Source organism: Chloroflexota bacterium (genome assembly GCA_016219275.1).
In the GTDB taxonomy this organism is placed as follows: domain Bacteria; phylum Chloroflexota; class Anaerolineae; order UBA4142; family UBA4142; genus JACRBM01.
Map to the genome: position 1 here is coordinate 31,379 of JACRBM010000037.1, position 16,649 is coordinate 48,027.

At 57.5% G+C, this 16,649-nt stretch carries 15 protein-coding genes; 14 read left to right on the forward strand and 1 reads right to left on the reverse strand.

Annotation, left to right across the window (positions count from 1 at the left end):
• The first annotated feature begins 56 nt into the window (after positions 1 to 56).
• The 7 genes from HY868_08010 to groL all read left to right on the forward strand — a co-directional run bounded on the left by HY868_08010 (position 57) and on the right by groL (position 8,264).
• Positions 57 to 1,979: an NAD-binding protein gene (locus HY868_08010; protein MBI5302065.1), complete on the forward strand. Its 1,923-nt coding sequence runs from the start codon at positions 57 to 59 to the stop codon at positions 1,977 to 1,979.
• Positions 1,980 to 2,048: 69 nt separating this feature from the next.
• The gene (locus tag HY868_08015) at positions 2,049 to 2,288 is read left to right on the forward strand and encodes a hypothetical protein (protein MBI5302066.1); all 240 of its coding nucleotides are present in this window, start codon (positions 2,049 to 2,051) and stop codon (positions 2,286 to 2,288) included.
• A complete protein-coding gene (locus tag HY868_08020) occupies positions 2,289 to 2,690 on the forward strand; it encodes a type II toxin-antitoxin system VapC family toxin (protein ID MBI5302067.1) in 402 nt (133 codons plus the stop codon). It begins immediately after the preceding gene.
• A gap of 8 nt (positions 2,691 to 2,698) precedes the next feature.
• The gene (locus tag HY868_08025; GenBank protein MBI5302068.1) at positions 2,699 to 3,883 is read left to right on the forward strand and encodes a glycosyltransferase family 4 protein; all 1,185 of its coding nucleotides are present in this window, start codon (positions 2,699 to 2,701) and stop codon (positions 3,881 to 3,883) included.
• An 88-nt stretch (positions 3,884 to 3,971) separates the two neighbouring features.
• Positions 3,972 to 5,831 carry a DUF2961 domain-containing protein gene (locus HY868_08030; GenBank protein MBI5302069.1) on the forward strand — a complete coding sequence of 620 codons (1,860 nt, stop codon included), beginning with the start codon at positions 3,972 to 3,974 and terminating at the stop codon, positions 5,829 to 5,831.
• Between the two features lie 400 nt (positions 5,832 to 6,231).
• Positions 6,232 to 6,537: a co-chaperone GroES gene (gene groES, locus HY868_08035; protein ID MBI5302070.1), complete on the forward strand. Its 306-nt coding sequence runs from the start codon at positions 6,232 to 6,234 to the stop codon at positions 6,535 to 6,537.
• A gap of 92 nt (positions 6,538 to 6,629) precedes the next feature.
• Positions 6,630 to 8,264: a chaperonin GroEL gene (gene groL, locus HY868_08040; GenBank protein MBI5302071.1), complete on the forward strand. Its 1,635-nt coding sequence runs from the start codon at positions 6,630 to 6,632 to the stop codon at positions 8,262 to 8,264.
• 162 nt (positions 8,265 to 8,426) lie between these two features.
• Here groL and HY868_08045 read toward each other — a convergent pair whose 3' ends face one another.
• Positions 8,427 to 9,098, reverse strand: coding sequence for an endonuclease III domain-containing protein (locus tag HY868_08045; protein MBI5302072.1), 672 nt, complete (start codon positions 9,096 to 9,098; stop codon positions 8,427 to 8,429).
• 125 nt (positions 9,099 to 9,223) lie between these two features.
• Here HY868_08045 and HY868_08050 point away from each other — a divergent pair, with 125 nt between their 5' ends.
• The 7 genes from HY868_08050 to HY868_08080 all read left to right on the forward strand — a co-directional run bounded on the left by HY868_08050 (position 9,224) and on the right by HY868_08080 (position 16,547).
• Positions 9,224 to 9,853 carry an HD domain-containing protein gene (locus HY868_08050; protein MBI5302073.1) on the forward strand — a complete coding sequence of 210 codons (630 nt, stop codon included), beginning with the start codon at positions 9,224 to 9,226 and terminating at the stop codon, positions 9,851 to 9,853.
• Positions 9,854 to 9,981: 128 nt separating this feature from the next.
• Entirely contained in the window at positions 9,982 to 10,332 is a 351-nt protein-coding gene (locus HY868_08055; GenBank protein ID MBI5302074.1) for a hypothetical protein, read from the forward strand.
• A 61-nt stretch (positions 10,333 to 10,393) separates the two neighbouring features.
• A complete protein-coding gene (locus HY868_08060) occupies positions 10,394 to 12,037 on the forward strand; it encodes a hypothetical protein (GenBank protein ID MBI5302075.1) in 1,644 nt (547 codons plus the stop codon).
• A gap of 158 nt (positions 12,038 to 12,195) precedes the next feature.
• A complete protein-coding gene (locus tag HY868_08065) occupies positions 12,196 to 13,710 on the forward strand; it encodes a GNAT family N-acetyltransferase (protein MBI5302076.1) in 1,515 nt (504 codons plus the stop codon).
• 265 nt (positions 13,711 to 13,975) lie between these two features.
• Positions 13,976 to 14,344, forward strand: a complete 369-nt coding sequence (locus HY868_08070; protein ID MBI5302077.1) for a hypothetical protein — start codon at positions 13,976 to 13,978, stop codon at positions 14,342 to 14,344.
• 5 nt (positions 14,345 to 14,349) lie between these two features.
• Positions 14,350 to 15,558, forward strand: a complete 1,209-nt coding sequence (locus HY868_08075) for a DUF711 family protein (protein MBI5302078.1) — start codon at positions 14,350 to 14,352, stop codon at positions 15,556 to 15,558.
• Positions 15,555 to 16,547: a TIGR03617 family F420-dependent LLM class oxidoreductase gene (locus HY868_08080; protein ID MBI5302079.1), complete on the forward strand. Its 993-nt coding sequence runs from the start codon at positions 15,555 to 15,557 to the stop codon at positions 16,545 to 16,547. Before HY868_08075 ends, HY868_08080 begins: the two co-directional genes overlap by 4 nt.
• Positions 16,548 to 16,649 lie beyond the last annotated feature (102 nt).

Here is a 16,649-nt window from a genome sequence, read left to right on the forward strand (position 1 = left end):
GCGACCGGCGCAAGCCCATCAAAGGCGATTTCAATCGCCCCATCCAGGAGATCATAATGAAACAACCCACCTTCACCGACCGTTTGCGTTACGCGTTCGACAACACGCTGTCGAGAGGACCGATCGCGCTGATCGCGTGGCTCGCGGTCGTCTCGGTCGTCTTTATTCTCGTGATGGCAACCGTCATCACCGTCACCGGTGTCGCGAATCCTCCCACGGAAGACGCCGAATCAGGTGTCGTGAGCCTGGATCCGGTCCCGGACTTTTTTGAAATCGCGTGGCGCAGTTTGATGCGCACGATGGATGCGGGCACCATGGGCGGTGACACCGGCACGCCCGGCTATTTGATGGGCATGTTCGTCGTCACGCTCGGCGGTGTATTCATCATCAGCATCCTCATCGGCGTGCTCACCAGCGGCATCGAAGCCAAACTCGAAGAACTGCGCAAAGGTCGCTCGTTCGTCATCGAGCAGGACCACACGTTGATCCTGGGTTGGACGCCGCAAATTTTCACGATCATCTCCGAACTCGTCGCGGCAAACACCAATCTGAAAAAATCGTGCGTCGTCATCCTCGCAGACAAGGACAAGATCGAGATGGAGGACGAACTGCGCGCGCGCGTGCCGCGCACGGGACGCACGCGCGTCGTGTGCCGCACCGGCAGTCCGCTCGATCCAACCGACATTGAAATCGCAAATCCGCACGCCGCGCGCTCGATCATCGTCCTCGCGCCCGACGTGGACGAGCCGGACACGCACGTCATCAAAACGATTCTCGCGATCACGAACAATCCGCAGCGCAAGCCGGGCAAGTACCACATCGTCGCCGAAATTCGCGACCAGAAAAATATTGAGGTTGCGAAAATGGTGGGGCGCGATGAAGCCCAGGTCGTCCTCGTCGGCGATTTGATCTCGCGCATCACGGTGCAAACGTGTCGCCAGTCCGGTCTCTCGGTGATTTACACCGAACTGCTCAACTTTGGCGGCGACGAAATATATTTCAAGGAAGAACCTGCGCTGGTCGGCAAGGCGTTCGGTTCGGCGCTGCTGGCGTACGAAGATTCCACCGTTATCGGCGTGCAAGCAAAAGATGGGACGGTGCGGCTCAATCCGCCGATGGACACGCGCGTGCTCGCCGGCGACAAGATCATCGCGATTTCCGCGGATGACGACACGATCAGGTTGAGCGGGCAAACGAGTCTCGGCATTGACGAAACCGCGATGCAATCCAAACACTCTGCCGCGCCAGCGCCCGAGCGCACGTTGATCCTGGGTTGGAATCATCGCGGGCATTCCATCATTCGCGAACTGGATCACTATGTCGCCGCCGGTTCGCAGACGAAGGTCGTCGCCCATGTCGCGGATGTGACGAAAGAACTCGAACAAAATAAAAATCAAACCGTCACTTTTCTGCCAAGCGAAACGACCGACCGCCAAACGCTCGACGCGCTCGACGTCGCGTCGTACGATCACATCATCGTGCTCAGTTACTCGGATTTGATGGACGAACAACAAGCGGACGCGCAAACGCTCATCACGCTCCTGCACTTGCGCGATATGAGCGAACGCGCCGGCAAGGACCTGGCGATTGTCAGCGAAATGCTCGACGTACGCAACCGCGAACTCGCCGAGGTGACGCGCGCGGACGATTTCATCGTCAGCGATCAACTCGTCAGTCTGATGCTGTCCCAGGTTTCGGAGAACAAGCATCTCAACGCGGTCTTTGCCGATTTATTCGATCCGGAAGGGTCGGAGATTTATCTCAAGCCGGCGACCGATTACGTGAAACCTGGCATGCCGACAAACTTTTACACGATTGTCGAAGCGGCGCGGCGGCGCGGCGAAGTTGCGATGGGCTATCGGCTCAAGCGCGACGCGCACGACGCGGCGAAATCGTACGGCGTCGTCGTCAATCCGGCAAAATCGAAAAAAATCGAATTCTCCGCCGCGGACAAGATCATCGTCATCGCGGAAAGTTGAGCGAAGATTGAATTGCGATTCAGTCCGGGCTGTGATAGAATTACGTTGCTGATTCAAGCGAGGTAAAAAATGCAGGAAACGGTAACGTTGAACGAGGTTCTCGACTTGGTCGCGCGTCTATCACCGCGCGACCAAGTGCGCTTGATCGAACGAGTCGCACCGCAAATCGAACGCGATTTGAGCCGCACCCGTACGCGCGCGTCACGCAAATCGTTACGTGGATTGTGGCGGGGTTTGGATATCACCGAAGAAGAGATTGCTCAAGCGCGCCGCGAAATGTGGGCGAGTTTTCCCCGCGAGGATATATAAATGCCGGATGTCGTGACCGATACACATGGCTTGATCTGGTATTTGGAAGACAGTCCACGGCTCAGTCACGCCGCGCGAGATGCATTTGACGCGTGCGATCGCGGCGAAAGTCTGGTTTACGTTCCTACGATTTGTTTGGTGGAAATCATCTATCTGCAAGGGAAGGGACGAATCTCGTCGGATCTCATGTCTCGGCTTGATGAGGAATTGCAGTCCGGAACTAGCAGCTTGGTTCTAGTAGACTTGACCACCGAGGTTGTGAATGCGCTCGTGCAAGTGCCGCGCGCTCACGTACCCGATCTACCTGATCGTATCATCGCCGCAACCGCACCCCACCTTGGATTGTCTTTGATCAGTCGCGATCGCAAGATTCAGTCTTCCAACATCGCGACAATTTGGTAGCCGGTTGTATGCGCGTTCTCTTCATCACCGGCGAATTTCCGCCGATGCAAGGCGGCGTGGGCGCGTGCACTCTTGAGATTGCGCGCGCCCTCATCGCGCTGGGCGTTGAGGTGGGCGTACTAACTTCGACCAGAGCGGTCGGCGGTCAGTGGTCGGCGGTCAAGGTCTTGCCGGTCATTCATCACTGGGGCTGGTCGAGTTGGCGCAACATCGCGAAAACAATTCGCGAATTTGCCCCGGACCTCGCGCATATCCAATACCAAACCGGCGCGTTCGGAATGCACCCCGCCATCAACTTGCTCCCGCACCTTTTACCCTTATTTCCCTCATTTCCTTCCCACCCCCGCTTTGTCACCACCTTCCACGACCTCCGCGTTCCGTACCTCTTCCCCAAAGCCGGTCGCGTGCGCGACTGGGTCACGCGTGAACTCGCGCGTTCATCCGACGCGGTCATCGCGACGAACGACGAAGATTGCTCGAATCTCGAAACCTGGAACCTCAAACAACTTGCGCTGATTCCGATCGGGTCGAACGTTCAAACTAACTTGCCAACCAACTATCAACGAACCGCATGGCGCGCGCAACTGGGAGTACGTGAGGATGAATCGCTCCTCTGCTACTTTGGTTTTCTCAACCAGAGCAAGGGTGGCGAGACGTTGATGCGCGCGCTCGCGCGCGTGCTGAACGCGAAACTGTTGATGATCGGCGGACAAACCGGCGCGAGCGACCCAACGGATGTGGCGTACCTCGCACACGTGAAAGCGCTCATCGCCGAACTGGGGTTGACCGGCCGCGTGCTGTGGACCGATTTCACACCGGACGACATCGTTACCGCGAATTTCCGCGCGTCCGATGTATGTGTTTTGCCGTATCGCGATGGCGCGTCGTACCGGCGTGGAACGTTGATGGCGGCGTTGGCGCATGGGTGCGCGATTGTGACCACAGCCGTCAGTCGTCACTCGCCAGTCGCCAGTATGTTACCGCAGTTAAGTGATGGTGAAAATTGTTTGCTTGTGCCGCCGGATGACCCGGTTGTGCTCGCCGATGCGATTCAGCGCGCGCTGGCATCGTCTGAACTACGCGCGAAAATTGGCGCGGGCGCGCGCGAACTCGCGCAGCATTTCGCGTGGGACAAGATCGCGCGGCAACATCTCGATTTGTACGCGCGGATGTTGGGGCAAGCAATTTCCTGATTGAATCGCTGAATCTCCAAGATTGGGACGGACATGCGCAAAGAGCCAACCGCTCGCCTAAAATCATGCTCCACATTTTGATACGCTGATGCGTTCTCTCATTTTGAAAATTGCGCTCGGTTTTCTCGTCGCACTCGCGATTGCGCTGTTCGCGTTCGCGGAGCCCGCGGCAGATTTGCCCATCATCGCGGAATTGCCGACCGCGACGATGGTCGCGCCCACCGAAAGCGCGCGCGCCGAAAACACGCCCACGCCGCGCGGCGAACCGACGCTCGCGCCGCGCGCCACGCCGACGAAAGCGATCCCCGTTTACGCGTCGCTCGATTTCCTGACCGATTATCTCACGAATCGCACGCGCCCCAACATCTTGGAAGGCAAACCGTGGATCAACTCGTCCATCAACGTCGCACAACTCCAAGAGCAATTCAACGGCACAACGTTCTGGGATTTTTGGGGCGAAGAGGAAAAGTGGGAAACGACGAACCACATGTGGCAGGACGACGATGGCAAGTGGTCGCTCTACAAACAAGAGACGCTCAAGTTTCAGGGACGCGATGTGCCGGCGTACGTGCTCGTGGATCGCAAGGGACCGGGCGTGATGGATACGTTGTGGTTCACGCACGAAACGATTATTTTTCGCGGCGATGTGCGCAATCATTTGAACATCCTGGGTAAAGCCGGTCTGGAAGACATGGTGGACTGGGGCAACCTGCACAAGCTAGGAAATCTGCGCGTCGAGATTGACGATCGCGTCGCGTACGATGGCGCGATTCGCGAGTGGTTTTCCGGCAACGCGCAACGGTTATCGCCCGACCTCGCCAGGATGTTCGTGTGGCGGTACGGGCAGTACGGCGCATTCGGCAACATCATTCCACTGCCGTATCAAACACGACTCAAGGTTTCGGTGTACGGCGGCATGGATAAACCCAAGTGGTTCATGGCAACCGGCATCACGCTCCCGCGCGAGACGCGCGTTAAACCGTACAGCGTGAACGATCTGCCGCGCGAAGAGATGGCTCAACTCGCGCAAAATGTTTTGCAACCAGAAAATTTCATTACTCAATTTCCGAATCTCCAGACACGCGAGCATACCACGCCCGCGCGCATCGAACTGAACGGCGCGGGCACGCTCCACGCGCTTCAATTCACGATTCCAAAGCAATCCGATCCAAAACAACTCGCGCTGCGCGTGCGGTACGGCGACGAGATCGGAATAGATTTGCCGTTCATCGCGTTCTTCACCGATCACGATTATATCGTCGCGCACCGCTCGACGCCCATCGGCGTCATCGAATCGCGCGACGCGTACATCTTCTACTGCAATTTTCCGATGCCGTATCAAACCGGTATGACGATTGAACTCACGAGCAAGAGCGCGACGCCCATCACCTTGACTGCGCGCTTTGCCGCGTCGAACGAAACCGCGAACACACAGTTGCGCGCGGATTACAAATCGAATCAACGTCTGCAACCCTTCACGCCGGACTATCAGGTGAAATTGCCGGGGAATGGTAAACTCGTCGGCATCGTGTTCGTGACCAAGGATCAAGATTTCAAAAAAGTACCGACGCGCAATTTGCCCGGCACGAATCAAGAAGACCCAGCCACGCATTCGTGGCCCAACGGGTATCTCGAATCCAATTTGAGTTTGGTAGATGGCGCGGGTAACGCGCGTCTGTACGGCGGCGATGAAGATTGGGCGGGCGGCGGTTATTACTTCAACCTGGGTTACACCGTTCCGAGCGGCGGCGGCAATCGTCCGTTCGCCGGCATCTTGCGTTATCGCGAAGCGGAAGACGGCTACGCGACGATCTATCGTTACTTTAGCGATCTCGCCGCGTTTCGTTTCAAGCGCGGTCTCACGCTGTCGTTTGGTCATGGCACCTGGCGCAACAATTACCCGGTAACGTATGGGACAACCGTGCTGTACTATCGCGAACGCGAATGACGCGGCGACTGCGCGCATAGCACTATCGCCCGCCAAGTGCCAGACTCGTTCGGCAATGTCGCATTTGTTTTTGCCACAGAAGCACACGGAAGCACACGGAAAATTATTTTCTCTTTCTGTGTGGCGCGAAGTGTGTGGCTAATCCAGAATTGGCAAACTTGCGACTTGGATTTCCCCGCAATTTCCATCGTTTTTTGCGCTTCCATTGGCAAATTCTGTCCCCGCTCGGCTTAACCGATTTTGATTTGCTTTGACACCGATTTGCAATCGGCGGCGACTGTGCGTGGACTCTAACTCTTGACAAAATCTATTTTTGTGGTATATTTTGCATCGTCTTAGCACTCATATCGGCAGAGTGCTAATAAATAAAACAACACCAAAATTTTTAAGGAGGTTTTGTATGGCAGACAAGCTCAAACTTCGCCCTCTCGGAGATCGTTTGATCGTCGAGCCGCTCGATCAGGAAGAGAAAACCGCGGGCGGCATTTTGCTTCCCGAGACGGCGAAGGAAAAACCGCAAGAAGGTAAAGTGATCGCGGCGGGCGCGGGTCGCTGGGACGACGAAGGCAAAAAGCGCGTCGAGATGGATGTCAAGACGGGCGATGTCGTGATCTTCGCCAAGTACTCGGGCACCGAAATCAAGCTCAACGACAAAAAGGTTTTGATCTTGAGCGAAAAAGACGTGCTCGCAATCGTCGAAAAGTAGCCATGTCATTGCGAGTCGTGATGGCTTCGTCACAAACGCTCCGCGGCTCCTCGCAATGTCAATTGAAGAAATAATTCAGGAGGAATAAAACAATGCCTGCCAAGCAACTGGCGTTCTCGGAAGAGGCACGCCGTCATTTGAAAATCGGTGTGGACACGATGGCGAACGCCGTCAAGACCACGCTCGGACCCAAGGGTCGCAACGTCGCGCTCGATAAAAAATTCGGCGCGCCGACCATCACGCACGATGGGGTGACCGTCGCGAAAGAAATCGAACTCGAAAATCCGTACGAAAACATGGGCGCGCAACTCCTCAAAGAAGCCGCGACCAAAACGAACGACGTCGCCGGTGATGGCACGACCACCGCGACCGTCCTCGCGCAAACCATCGTCAACGAAGGTTTGAAGAACGTCGCCGCCGGCGCGAACCCGATGCTGTTGAAACGCGGCATCGAAAAAGGTACTGCCGTGCTCGTCGAAGCGATCAAAAAGATGGCGGTCCCGGTCAAGGGCAAGGAAGAGATCGCGAACGTCGCGGCGATTTCCGCGGCGGATCCCGCGATTGGTCAATTGCTCGCGGACGTGATGGACAAGGTCGGCAAGGACGGCGTCATTACCGTCGAAGAAAGCAAGACCGGTCTCGCGTTCGAAACCGAGTACGTCGAAGGTATGCAAATTGATCGCGGCTACATCTCGCCGTATTTCGTCACGAATCCGGAACGCATGGAAGCGGTGCTCGAGAACGTTTACATTCTCATCACCGACAAGAAAATTTCCGCGCACACCGACATCGTGCCCCTGCTCGAAAAATTGGTGCAGATGGGCAAGCGCGAACTCGTCATCGTCGCAGAAGATGTGGACGGCGAGGCGCTCGCCACGCTCGTCTTGAACAAACTGCGCGGCATGTTGAACGTGATCGCAGTCAAGGCGCCCGGGTTTGGCGACCGCCGCAAGGAAATGTTGCGCGATATGGCGATCCTCACCGGCGGCAACGTCATCACCGAAGAAATGGGTCGCAAGTTGGAAACCGCGCAGATCAGCGATCTCGGCGTTTGCCGCAAGATCATCGCGACCAAGGACGACACGACCTTTATCGAAGGCAACGGCTCGGACAAGGACATCAAGGGTCGCATCAACGAAATCAAAGCGCAAATTGACAAGACGACCTCCGATTACGACCGCGAGAAATTGCAAGAGCGACTTGCGAAACTCGCCGGCGGCGTCGCGGTGATTCGCGTTGGCGCGGCGACCGAGACCGAGTTGAAAGAAAAGAAACACCGCGTCGAAGACGCGTTGAGCGCAACCCGCGCGGCAGTCGAAGAAGGGATCGTGCCGGGTGGTGGCGTGGCGCTCGTGAACGTCATCTCCGCGCTCGACGGCGTGACCGCGTCCGGCGATGAGGCGACCGGCGTCGCGATCTTAAGGCGCGCGCTCGAAGAACCGCTTCGCCAACTCGCGGAAAACGCGGGACACGATGGCGCGGTAGTCATCCAAGACGTACGCCGGATGCAGAAGGACAAGAACAGCAATCACTACGGCTTTGATGTTCTCGCGGAAGATTACGTGGACCTGGTTGCCGCCGGCATCATTGACCCGGCGAAGGTGACGCGCAGTGGTTTGGAAAACGCGGCATCCATCGCGGCGATGATCCTGACGACCGAAGCGTTGATCACGGACAAACCGGAGAAGGAAAAACCTGCTCCGATGCCGCAAATGCCCGAGTACTAAATCGGTGAACGGCAAACAGTAAGCAGTACACAGAAACCCCTCTCGCGATTGCGGGAGGGGTTTCTGTGTTAGAGCGAATTCCACATTGGTTTACGGTGTGTATTTGAGACCTGTCAGGTTTTGAAAACCTGACAGGTCTGCCGTAAACGCTACAAGAATTTGCTAGGCGTGCGTATTCTTGCCGGTAGGACAGATCAAATGCAACGGACAGACGCCACACCGCGGCTTGGTCTTCTTGCAAATGTTTTTTCCCAGGGTGACGATGAGCGCGTGGTACTCGTTGAACAATTTTTCCTCGCGCGCGAGGTTCTCCATAAAAAGCGTTTGTAGTTCATCGTACGTCGCGTCCGCGCGCGCCAGACCCAGCCGCGCGAAAATCCGGCGTGTGTACGCGTCCACGACAAAGATCGGCTGGTGCGCCGCGTAGAGAATGATCGAGTCGGCGGTTTCGGGACCGATGCCGTACACGCCGAGCAGTTGCTCGCGCAACGCTGCCGGGTCGCGCTGAAACAATCGCGCGAGATTGCCGCGATGTTCGTCAAACAGAAATCGAGTGAACGCGTGGAGTTTCTTGGCTTTGAGGTTGAAATAACCGGACGGATGAATCAACTGCGCGAGCCGCGCCGTGGGCACACGATGCAACGCGGCAGGCGTGAGCAAGCGCGCCGCGCGCAAATTCGCCAACGCCTTTTCGACGTTCGTCCACGCGGTATCCTGCGTCAGAATCGCGCCGACGATGATCTCGAACGCGCCGCCAGTCGCGTGGGGCCACCAATGTTGCGCGCCAAAATGCGCGAACAAGCGCGCGTAAATATCGTTGAGATGATTTTGCATTGCGCAAGATTGTAGCAAGGCAAAAGTGAAAAGTCAAAAGCTAAAAATCATCGCGCGGTCAGAATCACTTTTTAGTTGATTGACACATTTCTCATTCGCGCTAGAATGGCGGTACGGAGGCGAGGATGAATCAACGCGCAAGGTACCTGCACGAAGTCGGCATGCTCAACCTGACCCCACGCTCGGGCTTGGCGTTTCTCGGCAGCGGCGCGCAATCCGTGTCCGAGCACACACTGCGGATGTTGCACGTCGCGTTCGTCCTCGCGCGGATGAGCGATCAACCGATAGACGAATTGCAGTTGTTGCATCTCGTCATGTTCCACGATTTGCCCGAAGCGCGCACCGGCGATCACAACTATGTGAACCGCAAGTACGTGCACGAAGATCTGGACCAACTGCTCGCCGATGGCGCGCGCGAGTGGGCGCACGGGGACGAACTCGTCGCGTACATCCGCGAATTCGAGGACGCGCAAACTCCCGCTGCACGGCTCGCCAAAGACGCCGACCAACTCGAACTCTTGCTCGTCCTCAAACGCGAAGCCGACCTGGGCAACCCGCACGTCGCCGACTGGGTCACGCCGTTACTCGCGCGATTAAAAACGGACGCGGGCAAGCAACTCGCGCAGGAAATTCTTGCGACGCGCTGGGACGAATGGTGGTTCAACAACAAGGACGATCCGCATTGGGTGCATGGCAAGGCGAGTCAGTCCTCCGCCCAACATCCCAAACGTCGCCGCCAGAAAATCAAACCGTGATTAACTTGACCTCTTAGGTAACGCGTGCTATAATATCTCTAGTTACCTAAGCAATTTCTCCCATTTCACCGCGCGTTGAATTCGTTCCAACGCGCGGGTGAGTCTTCGCCACTGGTGAGAGGCAAGCTATGCCGCGTGCAAAGAAATCACCCAGTCCACTCGAAAAACTAAGCGAAAAAGAAATCGAAAAACTGCGCGAGATTGACGACCGCTTGCGTCGCGTCGTGCAAGAACGCCGCACCAGTCTCCCGCGTCCCGCCGTGCATGCCGAGCAAAGTTTCGGCTCGATTACGTTTCGCTACGAGACGGTGCGCTGCGGCAAAGCGAATTGCACGCGTTGCCCGCACGGTCCATACTGGTACGCGTACTGGAAAGAAAATGGGCGCACGCGCTCGCGCTATGTCGGACGCGTACTGCCGGACAAGGCGCGCGAAGCGTATGAAGCGAAACAACGCGCGCGGTTGGAGAAAAAGTCGTAAAAGGCAAAGCGTAAAACGTCAGTGGGGCGTTTTACGTTTTGCGTTTTTCCCGGAGTCACGGATGAAAAAAACAAACTGGCTCTACATCGGCTTGAGCATCGGGTTGCTCGCACTTGCGCTCGTGTGCCTCCCGGCAACGACCGACGCCGGCGGATTCGGCGAGCGCATCAGCAACGGAAGTTTCGAAGAAGGATTTTCCTACAACGGCGTCGCGCTCAATTGGAACGCCTTCAACAATGGCGGGCGCGCGCTCTACGGCTACCAAGACGACACCGATCACTTGCTCGTTTTTGATGGCAGGCATTCGCAACTCGTCGAGATCAACACGTTGCACAATAACCAGACCGATGCCGAGCGCATCTCCGGCATCTATCAAACAGTCTCCGTCGTCGCGGGCACGCCGTACACGTTGACGATGCGCGGCATGATTCGCATCATGGAGTACGACCTCGACAAGGACAACTGGAGTTACGTGGTCGAGTGGGGTATGGATCCGAACGGCACAGGTGATTGGACTAAAGTGACGCAGTGGAACACCTTGCCCTGGCAAACGACGTATCAGCAAACCAAGCCCGGCAAGTTCCTCGAATTCACGACGACGATCAAACCAACCACGAACAAGATCACATTGTTTTTCATCGCGCGCAAAAAATTCGCGGTGCCGAACCGACTCCTCGACGTGAACCTGGACGGCATCAGTCTCTTTGGGATGCGTCCCCCGGACACCGGCGCGCCAAAACTCGAAGTCGTCCCGCCAACCTACGTTTACACGACCAAGCCATTCCCGGTGCACGTCACCACGTCGGATGGCATCGGCGTTAAAGAACTCCGCTTGTACGATAACAACACGCTCGTCGTCACACAAACGCACGTCGCCGGACCGTTGAACAAAGAAACCGATCTCGTCTGGACGCCGACCGTCACCGGCACGCGCGTGCTCAAAGTCGAAGCGGTCAACGATGTGGGTCAAGTCCGCACCGTGACCAAAACGGTCGAGGTCGTACCGATTGCCGAATTTCTCAAGAACGGTAATTTCGAAAGTGGCTTTGACCCGAACGGCGTCGCGTTGAATTGGAACACGTTCAACAATGGCGGGCGCATCACCTATGCGTTCTATGACGATACGTGGCAACCCGCCGTCCCTGAGGGCAAGCACTCGCAGTTGATCGAAATCTGGAACCTGGGTCTCTCCGAGTTCGATCCGACCCAGGAACCGGATCGGTACGCCGGCATTTGCCAGGCGGTCACCGGCTTGACGCCGAACGCGCAGTACTATCTCGACGCGAAAGGACTCGTCCGGATCAGCGCGACCGAAACCGTCTCGACCACACTCACCGATTGGAGTTACTCGGCGCAAGTGGGTATGCTGAACGGCGCGAGCGCGGATTGCGGCGCGTGGACGCGTGTGACGAATTGGCAGACGATGCCCTGGACGACCGAGTATCGCGACCTGCCGACCAAAATCAATTCGTACTCTGCGATCTTTTTCGCGCCGAGCGACACTGTCACGCTCTTTTTCCGCGCGTGGAAGAAATGGCCCACCGGCAATCGCGAGTTTCTCGTCAATCTCGATGCGCTGAGCGTTGCCGGTTACAAACCACTGCCGCCGCCCGCGACGATCATTACGCCCACCGCGACGATCACCGCGACGGCAACACCCACGGCGACTCCACCGATCACCTCGACGATTATCGTCACCAAGTAAATAAATAGTCGTTCGACAGATACCAGGTTTCTTGAAGTAACCTGGTATCTTGTTAATGGGAGATAATCCCCATCACTCCCCCCTTGTCAGCGACGCGCGTTCTGCGTAGAATGCGCCGCAACGTCCAGCGACAATCGGCAGTCATCCAGGGAGGGAGCATGAACATTCGCCCAATTCTCGAATCGGATATCGAAAACGTCATCCAGTTGTTTCGCGCGAACTACGGCGACGATTACGCGATGCCGGAATTTTACGATCCGCAATGGGTCAAGCGCGGCATCTATTCCGACCACATCATTTGGCTCGTGATGGAAGAAGGCAATCGCATTGTCGCCTCGGGCGCGTGCATCCTCAACTTTGGCGACTATAACGATCAAATCGGCGAGATCGGACGCCTGGTCGTTGATCCCCAGGTCGGCGGCAAGGGCTTGGGCAAACAGATGCTCACCGCGCTCGTGGACGCGTCGGATGATCGCGTCGAGTTTGCGTTTGCCGAAGCGCGCACCGTTCATCCGAAAACCCAAAAGATCGTGGACAACCTGGGTATGCCGCCGCTGGGTTTTCTCCCGCTGTTCTACAAAATGTCGTGGCGCGAAAGTTTTGTCTTGAACGGGCAACTGTTCGGCAACGGGCGCAGTCTGCGCCACCCCGGCACTGCCGAAGTGATTCCCGCGATCGCGCCGCTCGCAAAACTTTCGCTCCGCAATCTCGAATTGGATGAACCATTGGCAATTCGCGATAATGTGCGCGGCTATCCGATTGATCAAAACGTCGCGATTACGCCATTGACCGGCACGTCGTTGTTGCGTTTGATGAAAATCGAACATGGTCGCGTCATCGAACCGGAAATTTTCGGCGGCATGCACGTGGATCAGGGCTTGCCGCAATTGCAAGCGCGCAAGGCGTGGTATTTTGTCGCCTCAGAAGGCGAGCACACGCTCGGCGCGATTGGTTATTTGTACGAGGCACATCACGAGAGCGTCCGCATCATCGAATTGATCGCGCAAGACAACACGATCAAGGGCAGTCTCTTGCGCTTTGCCGTCGAACAAGCCGAGCAAGTCCAACAAGCCCAGGTGATCGAGTGCGATGTGAGCGCGACGAGTCCGGCGATTCAGCAAACGTTTTTCGAAATGGGCTTTTTGCCGGCGGCGTACGTCCCAGGCATGGTGTTTCACAACACGCATCGTCCCGATGTCGTGCGCATGATCAAATTGAATCAACCCTGGGATTTGGGTCCGCTCGTCTTGACCGAACCTTCGCGCGAGTATTTCGAAACCGTGACGCCCATGTTCGAGCGCGCCGCGGCAGAGCGCATGAAGAAACTCCCCGCACTGAACACGCCGACGCTCAAAGGATTCACGACGCTCGAAGGATACCTGTTCCAACGCGCGGGCGACGAGACGACCCCGGCATCGGGCGCGCCGCTCGACGCGGACGCCTTGCACCTGGTGCTGTCGGGGTCGGTGCGACACGGCGAAGAAACGATCACCGCTGGCAGTTGCGTGAATCCAGACATTTTGTTCGGTCATGCCGACGCGATCATCCCCATCGCCGGACCCGCCACGCGTCTGCTCACGATTACACACGCGCGCCTCACCGACCTGTGCGACCGCTACCCGCGCCTGGGAATGAAATTGTATCAAAACCTCGCGGGGTTACGCAAAAGCTAACGCCTCCCAGAATCCAGGTTTCTTGGAGAAACCTGGATTATTTATCTTCGTGGAATGGATTTGACGAAAGCATGACACCCCTTCGGGTTTGCATTCCACCGTTCGCGCCATGACACAGCGCGAAGAAATTTTGCGGTCAGGTCTGTCATCGCCCTCCCCTTGATAAGGGGAGGGTTGGGCGGGGTAAATTTTTCGATTGACGCGCGACTCGATTTCGAGTATGATGAGCGCGTCCTTCCATATCTGGGTTGCTCAGGATAAAACTATGGCTCGCTTTCCCTTTCAACTCCTGGTCGTCATCGCGATTACACTCGGCGTGTTCTTTGCATGGGACCTCAGCCAACGGATCATCAGCGGCGCGCGGTTGAACGATGTGCAGACCCAAGCCGAAGTTCAGCGCGCTCACGCCCAAGCGACCCAGGTCGCGCTCGTCGCGCTCAAGACGCGCATCGCGACGAACGAGTTCGTCGAAGATAAAGCGCGCCGCGAGTGGGGCTGGTCGCGCGACGGCGAAACCGTCGTGCAAGCCATCGTCACGCCCGCGCCCACACCGACGCCCACTCCGCCTCCGTTCCCCACCCCAACACCTGAGCCATCGTTGCTTGAAACGATTCTACGTTTTCTGATTCCTTGACGCCTGTGAACATTCGCTCCGTCACCGGGTTTGTCTCGCTTGCCGATCCGCTGGAGGACACTCCCTTGCGCGTCCTCGGCGATCTGGTGCGCGCGGCGCGCGATGAATTTTCTCGCGCCGGTTTTCCGGCCCAAACCACGCGCGTTGCCACGCAATCGCTCACCGATATTTCTCCGCGCGACGTGACCCAGTTCGCGCGCGATCTGGATGGCGCGATTCGCGCGCACGGCATTGACTATGCCGCGCTCGGCGCGGTGCGCGCCGACGATCCCAATGCCTCACTCGATTTGATTGACACGCTCCCCAACGCACTCGGCGCGACCGAAAACATTTTTGGCGCGATTCAAATCGCGTCGCACATGTACGGCATCAATCTACGCGCGATTCAAGCCGCCGCACGCGTGATTCGCGCGCTCGCCGACACGACGCCGGACGGCTTCGGCAATTTCAAATTCAGCGCGCTCGCCAACTGTCAGCCCCACGCGCCATTTTTCCCGGTCGCGTACCACGACGGCGGTGCAAACGCGTTCGCGCTCGCGGTACAAGCTGCGCCGCTCGCCGTCGAAGCGTTCACCAACGCGCAATCGCTCGACGACGCGCGCGCCAATTTGGTCGGCGCGATTGAACGCGCGGGGCAAACGCTTGCGCGCATCGCCAACGATCTCGCCGCGCGATTCGATTTTCGATTTGCTGGGATTGATTTTTCGATGGCGCCGTTTCCCGCCGTCGAGCAAAGCATCGGCACGGCGATCGAGCGATTGATCAGCGTCGAGTTTGGTTCGCGCGGGACGCTCTTCGCCGCCGCGTTCATCACCGATTGCATCCGCCGCGCGAATTTCCCACGCGCCGGTTTTTCCGGCTTGATGCTTCCGGTGCTCGAAGACGCGACGCTCGCCGCGCGTTCGGCAAACTACTCGCTCGACTCGCTCTTGCTTTACTCGACCGTGTGCGGGACCGGACTCGACACGGTGCCATTGCCGGGCGACACGCGTGTCGAACAACTGTCCGCGATTCTGCTCGACCTCGCGACGCTTGCAGTGAAACTAGACAAGCCGCTCACCGCGCGCCTCATCCCGATTCCTGGTTTACGCGCCGGCGACATGACTCAATTCGATTTTCAGTACTTTGCGAATGCGCGTGTGCTCAATGTGAAGGCGAATGAATTGAAGGTGTTTGAATCGGATACTCAAGTGGAGTTCAAGGAGTCGCTATGAAACTAGACGTTGCGATTCTCGCGCCAAACCTGCTCGACATTCCGCGCGTGGCGCGCGCCGTAGAAGAGATCGGCTTTGACGGTTTGTGGACAAGCGAGACGCAACACGAACCATTCCTCCCGCTCGCGCTCGCAACCGAACACACGACGCGCATCGAACTCGGCACCGCGATTGCCGTCGCGTTCGCGCGCAGTCCGACCTTGCTCGCGCACCTCGCCTGGGATTTGGCGAACGCGTCGCAAGGACGCTTTATCCTGGGGCTGGGCACGCAGGTCAAGGCGCACATCGAACGCCGCTTTGGCATGACCTGGGAATCGCCCGCGCCCAAATTGCGCGAGATGATTCTCGCGATGCGCGCGTTGTGGGAATGTTGGCAGAACGATACCAAGTTGAATTTTCGCGGCGAGTTTTACAAACTCACCTTAATGTCGCCGTTCTTCAACCCCGGTCCGATCGAGCATCCGCACATTCCGATCTACATCGCGGGCGTGAACGAACATCTCTGCCGCGTCGCCGGCGAGTTGTGCCAGGGTTTCCACGTTCATCCCTTCCACACGGCGAAATATCTGCGCGAGCTGGTTCTGCCGAACATCGAACGCGGCGCACGTGGCGCGCAACGCACGCGCGCGGACGTGCAACTATCGTCTTCGATTTTTATCGCGACCGACGAGGCGGAACGCGAAGCGGTGCGCGCACAGATTTCGTTCTACGCGTCCACGCCGACGTACCGCGCGGTGCTCGACATGCACGGCTGGGGCACGGTCGGTGAAAAGTTGAGCGCGCTCGCCGCGCATGGCAAGTGGGACGAAATGCCTGCGCTCGTCGGCGACGATTTGCTGAACGAAGTTGCGATTATCGCGCCACGCGCAGAAATTCCGGCGCGTGTCCAGGCGCGTTACGCCGGCTTGCTCGACCGCATCGCGTTCTACAAGCCATTCCTGCTCGAAGACGCGGACGAGTGGCGCCCGTTGGTGCGCGCGTTCAAGTAGCACATTCGAAAATGAAACCGCCGACGCGAATAGTTCGCGTCGGCGGTTTTGGTTTGCGATACTATGGACGACTGGATGCTTTGGCAAACACGCGCGGCTTGG

Coding starts and splice junctions, on each gene's coding strand:
- HY868_08010 (MBI5302065.1), top strand. CDS start 57: ATGAAACAACCCACCTTCACCGACCGTTTGCGTTACGCGTTCGACAAC.
- HY868_08015 (MBI5302066.1), top strand. CDS start 2,049: ATGCAGGAAACGGTAACGTTGAACGAGGTTCTCGACTTGGTCGCGCGT.
- HY868_08020 (MBI5302067.1), top strand. CDS start 2,289: ATGCCGGATGTCGTGACCGATACACATGGCTTGATCTGGTATTTGGAA.
- HY868_08025 (MBI5302068.1), top strand. CDS start 2,699: ATGCGCGTTCTCTTCATCACCGGCGAATTTCCGCCGATGCAAGGCGGC.
- HY868_08030 (MBI5302069.1), top strand. CDS start 3,972: ATGCGTTCTCTCATTTTGAAAATTGCGCTCGGTTTTCTCGTCGCACTC.
- groES (MBI5302070.1), top strand. CDS start 6,232: ATGGCAGACAAGCTCAAACTTCGCCCTCTCGGAGATCGTTTGATCGTC.
- groL (MBI5302071.1), top strand. CDS start 6,630: ATGCCTGCCAAGCAACTGGCGTTCTCGGAAGAGGCACGCCGTCATTTG.
- HY868_08045 (MBI5302072.1), bottom strand. CDS start 9,098: ATGCAAAATCATCTCAACGATATTTACGCGCGCTTGTTCGCGCATTTT.
- HY868_08050 (MBI5302073.1), top strand. CDS start 9,224: ATGAATCAACGCGCAAGGTACCTGCACGAAGTCGGCATGCTCAACCTG.
- HY868_08055 (MBI5302074.1), top strand. CDS start 9,982: ATGCCGCGTGCAAAGAAATCACCCAGTCCACTCGAAAAACTAAGCGAA.
- HY868_08060 (MBI5302075.1), top strand. CDS start 10,394: ATGAAAAAAACAAACTGGCTCTACATCGGCTTGAGCATCGGGTTGCTC.
- HY868_08065 (MBI5302076.1), top strand. CDS start 12,196: ATGAACATTCGCCCAATTCTCGAATCGGATATCGAAAACGTCATCCAG.
- HY868_08070 (MBI5302077.1), top strand. CDS start 13,976: ATGGCTCGCTTTCCCTTTCAACTCCTGGTCGTCATCGCGATTACACTC.
- HY868_08080 (MBI5302079.1), top strand. CDS start 15,555: ATGAAACTAGACGTTGCGATTCTCGCGCCAAACCTGCTCGACATTCCG.